Genomic DNA, 6,696 nt, shown 5'->3' with positions numbered 1-6,696 from the left:
CCGCACGGCTGACCAGGTCCGCGCCGACGTCGAGGCGCTGGACGCGATCGCGCAGGCGTCGTACGACGCGCTGGCGGGTGCCGACGGGCTGCCCGCGGTCGCGACCCGGGTGCTGCGCCTGGCCGCGCTGGCCGCCGGCGCCCGCGACAGCGAGCTGTTCCACGTCCACGTCACCGCCCTGCACCAGCTCGCGCTGGGCGGGATCAACGGCGAGGTGCAGCTGCCAGGTCACACCACGGCCTACCGCGAGGACGCCCACCTCCGGTTCCGCGCGACACCTGTGGCAGGCTGACGTCCATGCACGCCAGCGACGTCGCGGACGACCTTGTCGAGGTGCTCTTCACCGAGGAGCAGATCCAGGCCCGGGTGGCCGAGCTGGCCGCCGAGATCGACCGGGACTACGAGGGCAAGGACCTCGTCATCGTCGGCGTCCTGCGCGGCGCGGTGATGATCATGGCCGACCTCGCCCGGTCGCTGAAGTCGCACGTCGAGATGGACTGGATGGCCGTGTCGTCGTACGGCTCCGGCACGAAGTCCTCCGGCGTGGTCCGCATCCTCAAGGACCTCGACGCCGACATCACCAACCGGCACGTGCTGATCGTCGACGAGATCATCGACACCGGCCTCACCCTGTCGTGGCTGACCTCCAGCCTGCGCTCGCGCGGCCCGGCCAGCGTCGAGATCGCCACCCTGCTGCGCAAGCCCGAGGCGCTGCAGATGCCGGTCACGGCCCGGTACGTCGGCTGGGACATCCCCAACGAGTTCGTCGTCGGCTACGGCCTCGACTACCGCGAGCGCTACCGCAACCTGCGCGACATCGGCACCCTCTCGCCGGCCGTCTACTCCTGACGCCTGCTCCTGACCCGGCGGGGCCAGCCACGGCCCCGGAACCCCGACCCGACCCCCGCGCACACCTGCTGCGACCCCGCGGAACTCCACGCCGGCGCCACCCGTTGTCGTCCGCGGGAGCCCCCGAACGGGGGCTCCGCTGGCTCCGGTCACCATGGACCGGACAGAATGGGTGCGTGGGCGGCGTGTACCGTCGACTGATCCTGTCGTGGAGTGTGGGGAGCGGGTAAGTACGTGAAGCGCGTGTTCAGGGGCCCTTGGCTCTGGATCGTGGTGGCGGTCGTGACCGTCGTCCTCGCCCTCGAGTTCCTCGCGCCCGGAGGCGGGTTCGACGAGATCCCGACGTCCCGCATGGAGAAGTACATCGCCCAGGGCGACGTCAAGGAGATCACCTTCATCGACGGTGACCAGGCGATCGAGGCGACCCTCGACGACGGCACCCGCGACGGCGGCGACAAGGTCCTCTCGCACTACGTCCAGGGCGAGCAGGAGGCGATCCTGGCCGCGGTCAAGGAGCAGGTCGACAAGGGCACGATCGAGGAGTCGAACTCCAAGAACCCGCAGCCCAGCCTGCTCGGGTCGCTGCTGGCCACCCTGCTGCCGTTCGCGCTGATCATCTTGCTGTTCATCTTCTTGATGAACAACGTCCAGGGCGGCGGCCGGGGCGTCATGCAGTTCGGCAAGTCCAAGGCCAAGATGATCAGCAAGGACATGCCCAAGACCACGTTCGCCGACGTCGCCGGTTGCGACGAGGCGATCGAGGAGCTCGGCGAGATCAAGGAGTTCCTCTCCGAGCCCGGAAAGTTCCAGGCCGTCGGCGCCAAGATCCCGAAGGGCGTGCTGCTCTACGGCCCGCCGGGCACCGGCAAGACCCTGCTCGCGCGCGCCGTCGCCGGCGAGGCGGGCGTCCCGTTCTACTCCATCTCCGGCTCCGACTTCGTCGAGATGTTCGTGGGCGTCGGCGCCTCCCGCGTCCGCGACCTGTTCGAGCAGGCCAAGGAGAACGCCCCCGCGATCGTCTTCATCGACGAGATCGACGCGGTCGGCCGCCACCGGGGCGCCGGCATGGGTGGCGGCCACGACGAGCGCGAGCAGACCCTCAACCAGCTCCTCGTCGAGATGGACGGCTTCGACGTGCGCGGCGGCGTCATCCTGATCGCGGCCACGAACCGTCCCGACGTGCTCGACCCCGCGCTGCTTCGCCCGGGCCGGTTCGACCGCCAGATCCAGGTCGACGCCCCCGACCTCGCCGGCCGCAAGCGGATCCTCGACGTCCACTCCCGCGGCAAGCCGCTCTACGAGGACGTCGACCTGATGGCCGTCGCGCGGCGCACCCCCGGGTTCTCCGGTGCCGACCTCGCCAACGTGCTCAACGAGGCCGCCCTGCTGACCGCCCGCAACGGCAAGAAGGTCATCACCGCCGAGACCCTCGACGAGGCGATCGACCGCGTGATCGCGGGTCCGCAGCGTCGTACCCGCCTGATGACGGAGAAGGAAAAGCTGATCACCGCCTACCACGAGGGCGGTCACGCCCTCGTCGCGGCGGCGCTGCCGGGCACCGACCCGGTCCACAAGATCACGATCCTCCCGCGCGGCCGTGCGCTCGGCTACACGATGGTGCTGCCCGACGAGGACAAGTACTCCCAGACCCGCTCGGAGATGCTCGACAAGCTCGCCTACATGCTGGGCGGCCGGGCGGCGGAGGAGCTGATCTTCCACGACCCGACCACGGGCGCGGGCAACGACATCGAGAAGGCCACGGCGCTGGCCCGCGCGATGGTCACGCAGTACGGCATGACCGAGCGCCTCGGTGCGATCAAGCTGGGCGAGTCCAACTCCGAGCCCTTCCTGGGCCGCGACCTGGGCCACTCGCGCAACTACTCCGAGGACGTCGCCGCGATCGTCGACGAGGAGACGAAGAACTTCCTCGCCGCCGCGCACCAGGAGGCCTTCGACATCCTGGTCGAGAACCGCGACGTGCTCGACGCGCTCGTGCTCGCGCTGCTCGACAAGGAGACGCTCGACAAGGAGGAGGTCGCCGAGATCTTCACCGCGCTGCGCCTCCGCCCCGAGCGGCCCGCCTGGACCGGCTCGCCGACGCGCATCCCCTCGGACATCCCGCCCGTGGAGATCCCCGAGGAGATCCGCCGCCGCGCCGAGCAGAACGGCCAGCCGCAGGAGGTCGGCCCGGAGGGCGGCGCCATCCTGACCCCGCCGGGCCCCGGCGGCGACGTGTACGGCGGCCCGCCGTCCCCGTCGAGCGACCCGACGCCCCCGTCGCCCAACCCCGGCACCTGAGGAACGCGTGACCGACCCGATCGCCGCCCCCGACCGCGGCCCCGCCGACGTGCCCGCCTTCGACCAGGCCCGCGCCGAGGCCGCGGTGCGCGAGCTCCTCCACGCGATGGGGGAGGACCCCGACCGCGAGGGCCTGCACGACACCCCCGCCCGGGTGGCCCGCGCGTACGCCGAGCTCACCGCCGGCCTGCGGATGACGCCCGAGGACGTGCTCACCACGACCTTCGACCTCGGCCACGACGAGATGGTCCTGGTCCGCGACATCGAGCTGTGGTCGATGTGCGAGCACCACCTGGTGCCGTTCACCGGCGTCGCGCACGTCGGCTACATCCCGGCGGAGTCCGGCAAGATCACCGGGCTGTCCAAGCTGGCCCGGCTCGTCGACGTCTATGCCAAGCGGCCCCAGGTCCAGGAGCGGCTGACCACGCAGGTCGCCGACTCCCTCATGGACATCCTCGAGGCCCGCGGCGTCATCGTCGTCATCGAGGCCGAGCACCTCTGCATGACCATGCGCGGCGTCCGCAAGGCCGGTGCGCGCACCATCACCTCCGCGGTCCGGGGCATCATGCACAACCCCGCCACCCGCGCCGAGGCGATGTCGCTGATCCACAGCCCGCGCGGCTGACCTCCGGCCCCGGCCCACCCGCCGGTCGGGCGGTCCGCCGCTCCTCAGGTCAGGTCGAGGACCCGGTTGTAGGGGAACGCGCGGATCAGCGCGTCCTGCCGCTTCGCCAGGTCCGGCACCGGCACGTGGTCGCGGATCGCCGCCGCCTCCGCACCGGGGTCGGCGAGGAACTCCGCCAGGTCCAGCTGCGCGACGTCATTGCGCCCGGTCCCGCGGAAGTAGTCGCGGAACTTGTAGCGGCCGCCCGCGAGCCGACCCGACAGCTTCACCCAGTACGCCGGCACCCCGAAGCTCTCCGCGACGATGATCCCGTGCAGGCTGGACGACAGCACCAGCTCGCACGACGTGATGTCGTGGACGACCTTGCGCGGCGACTGCCGCGCGTCGATCAGCAGGAACCGCGGGTCCTCCCGCGCGGTGTCCAGCGCGGCGACCTTCTCGTCGGCGTAGTGGTAGACGAGGCCGATGCGGTGGCTCCTGGCCCGCGCCGGGCGGTAGGCCCGGCTCGCCAGCAGCCCGGGGTCGCCCATCGGCACCTCCGCGGGCTTCAGGCCGGCCCGGCGCGCGGTCGCCGGCCCCCGGAGCGCGAAGATGCGCAGGCCCTCGAGGTCGTGCTCGACGTCCTCGCTGGCGGGCTTGATGAATCCGGAGCCCCATACGTCGATCTCCTGCCCGGGCCGGCGGGTCTCGGCAGTCAGCTCCATCAGCGACCCGACGCTCACCATCTCGCAGCTGGCGAGGGGGGTGTGCTCGCAGCGCAGCCCCCACAGCCGCTCGATGACGTCGACGGCGAGCTCGTCGCCGAAGTTGCGGAACCGCGGCGGGCGCCACCAGTACATCCGGATCGGCAGCTCGCGCCGGTTCAGGCGGCGCTGCAGAGGCAGCGGCAGGCTCACCACCCGCCGGCGCAGGTGACCCGGCGCGTCGAGATCCCGGCGGAGCCCAATGCGCATCGCGTGCCACCCAGGGGGAGAGGAGGAGTGCTGTCCGGTCGACGACCGCCGGGGAGTCTAGCCCGTGCGGGTCGCCCCCGACCGCCCGGCGCAGGGCGCGCGGCGGGCCGTGCGGTGGATAGGGTCGCGGTGTGACCGCGCCGCTGCTGATGGGGATCGTCAACGTCACCCCGGACTCGTTCTCCGACGGTGGGCGGTACGACGACCCCGAGCGCGCGATCGCCCACGGCCGGCGCCTGCTGGCCGAGGGGGCGGACATCCTCGACGTGGGCGGGGAGTCCACCCGGCCCGGCGCCACGAGGCCGCTGCTCGAGGAGGAGCTCGACCGCGTCGTACCCGTCATCGMGGCGCTGGCCGCCGAGGGCGCCACCGTCTCGGTCGACACCATGCGGGCCGAGGTCGCCGCCCGCGCGCTCGACGCCGGCGCGAGCATCGTCAACGACGTCTCCGGCGGTCTCGCCGACCCCGGGATCCTCGACGTCGTCGCCCGCAGCGGCGCCCGCTACGTCGCGATGCACTGGCGCGCGCACAGTGCGACCATGCAGCAGTTCACCGAGTACGACGGCGGCGTGGTCCCCGTCGTCGCCGCCGAGCTCGCGCAGCGGGTCGAGGCGATCCGCGCCGCCGGCGTCGCCGACGAGCAGGTGGTCCTCGACCCCGGCCTGGGCTTCGCCAAGCTCGCCCACCACAACTGGGAGCTGCTGCGGCACCTCGACGAGCTGTCCCTCGGCTTCCCGCTGCTGGTCGGCGCGAGCCGCAAGACCTTCCTCGGCCGGCTGCTGGAGGACGAGCACGGCGAGCCCCGCCCGATCCCCGAGCGGGAGGCCGCGGGCGTCGCGCTGTCGGCCCTGCTCGCCGCCGGCCTGGGGGGCGCGCCGGTGTGGTGCCTGCGGGTCCACGATGTGCGCGCGCACCGGGACGCCTTGGCTGTTGCGGCACAGTGGAGCGGACAACCGCTGATCGGGCAGCGGGCGGAAGGAGCACCAGCGTGACCGACGAGCTCAGCATCCTGGGCATCGAGTGCTTCGCCCACCACGGCGTGTTCGACCACGAGCGACGCGACGGGCAGGTCTTCGTGATCGACCTCGTGCTCGGGGTCGACACCGCGCCGGCCGCTGCCTCGGACGACCTGCGTGAGACCGTCGACTACGGCGTCCTCGTGGACCGTGTCGTCGCCGCCGTCCGGACCGACCCCGTGGACCTCATCGAGACCCTCGCCCAGAGGGTGGCCGATGTCGCTCTCATGGACAGTCGTGTTGAATGGGCGCGGGTGACGGTGCACAAGCCGGACGCGCCCATCCAGGCGACGTTCCAGGACGTCCGCCTCACCATCACCCGCCACCGCGAGGTGGCAGGCGAAGCGGGAAACCGAACCGGAAAGGCAGAGGCCCGAGCATGACCGAGACCCCCAACCCGAACATCATCGACGCGGACACCCTCACCGGGGAGATGCGTCCGATCCGGCGAGTGGTGATCGCGCTGGGCTCCAACCTCGGCGACCGCTTCGGCAACCTCCAGGGCGGCGTCGCGGCCCTCGCCGACACCCCGAACGTGTGGGTCACCGGCGTCTCCCCGGTCTACGAGAGCGAGCCGGTGGGCTGCCCGCCGGACTCCAAGCCGTTCCTCAACGCCGTCGTGCTCGCCGACACCACGCTGTCGGCGCACCGCCTCCTCGACCGTGCCCTCGCCGTCGAGGACGCCTTCGACCGCCTGCGCAGCGAGGTGAAGAACGCGCCGCGCACCCTCGACGTGGACCTGATCGTCGTCGGCGACCGCCGCAGCGACAAGGACGAGCTGCGCCTGCCCCACCCGCGGGCCCACGAGCGCGCGTTCGTGCTCAAGCCGTGGCTCGACCTCGAGCCCGACGCCGAGTTCCTCGGCCACGGCCCCGTCGCCGAGCTGCTGGCGAAGGTCGGCACGGAGGGGCTCACCCCGCGCCCCGACCTGGTCCTCGAGTACGAGTGACCGCCG

The 6,696-nt window shown here is 72.0% G+C and carries 7 protein-coding genes and 1 pseudogene; 7 read left to right on the top strand and 1 reads right to left on the bottom strand.

What is annotated here, in order from left to right; all coding sequences use genetic code 11:
• The 4 genes and pseudogenes from L615_RS23630 to folE all read left to right on the top strand — a co-directional run.
• Positions 1-292: pseudogene (locus L615_RS23630) on the top strand (tRNA lysidine(34) synthetase TilS); the annotation flags it as partial.
• A gap of 5 nt (positions 293-297) precedes the next feature.
• Positions 298-849 (top strand): hypoxanthine phosphoribosyltransferase, encoded by a 552-nt coding sequence (hpt, locus tag L615_RS22085; protein ID WP_028655554.1) that lies wholly within the window; start codon positions 298-300, stop codon positions 847-849.
• A 234-nt stretch (positions 850-1,083) separates the two neighbouring features.
• Positions 1,084-3,147 carry an ATP-dependent zinc metalloprotease FtsH gene (gene ftsH, locus L615_RS22080; protein ID WP_028655555.1) on the top strand — a complete coding sequence of 688 codons (2,064 nt, stop codon included), beginning with the start codon at positions 1,084-1,086 and terminating at the stop codon, positions 3,145-3,147.
• Positions 3,148-3,154: 7 nt separating this feature from the next.
• On the top strand, positions 3,155-3,772 hold the full coding sequence (folE, locus tag L615_RS22075; protein ID WP_028655556.1) for a GTP cyclohydrolase I FolE: 618 nt from the start codon (positions 3,155-3,157) through the stop codon (positions 3,770-3,772).
• Between the two features lie 44 nt (positions 3,773-3,816).
• Here folE and L615_RS22070 read toward each other — a convergent pair whose 3' ends face one another.
• Positions 3,817-4,725 carry a polysaccharide pyruvyl transferase family protein gene (locus tag L615_RS22070; protein WP_028655557.1) on the bottom strand — a complete coding sequence of 303 codons (909 nt, stop codon included), beginning with the start codon at positions 4,723-4,725 and terminating at the stop codon, positions 3,817-3,819.
• A gap of 149 nt (positions 4,726-4,874) precedes the next feature.
• Between L615_RS22070 and folP the strand changes: the two genes are divergently transcribed.
• From folP to folK, 3 genes are read left to right on the top strand one after another with little or no spacing between them, the layout of a single operon-like run.
• Complete coding sequence (gene folP, locus L615_RS22065) at positions 4,875-5,717, top strand: dihydropteroate synthase (RefSeq protein WP_145726487.1); 843 nt, start codon at positions 4,875-4,877, stop codon at positions 5,715-5,717.
• A complete protein-coding gene (gene folB / locus L615_RS22060) occupies positions 5,714-6,124 on the top strand; it encodes a dihydroneopterin aldolase (RefSeq protein WP_145726477.1) in 411 nt (136 codons plus the stop codon). Before folP ends, folB begins: the two co-directional genes overlap by 4 nt.
• Positions 6,121-6,690, top strand: coding sequence for a 2-amino-4-hydroxy-6-hydroxymethyldihydropteridine diphosphokinase (folK, locus tag L615_RS22055; protein ID WP_028655558.1), 570 nt, complete (start codon positions 6,121-6,123; stop codon positions 6,688-6,690). The genes folB and folK overlap by 4 nt, the downstream gene beginning before the upstream one ends.
• The last annotated feature ends 6 nt before the right edge of the window (positions 6,691-6,696 follow it).

It is taken from the genome of Nocardioides sp. J9, from assembly GCF_007829375.1.
Classification (GTDB): Bacteria; Actinomycetota; Actinomycetes; order Propionibacteriales; family Nocardioidaceae; genus Nocardioides.
This window is presented reverse-complemented; position numbering and strand designations above follow the sequence as displayed.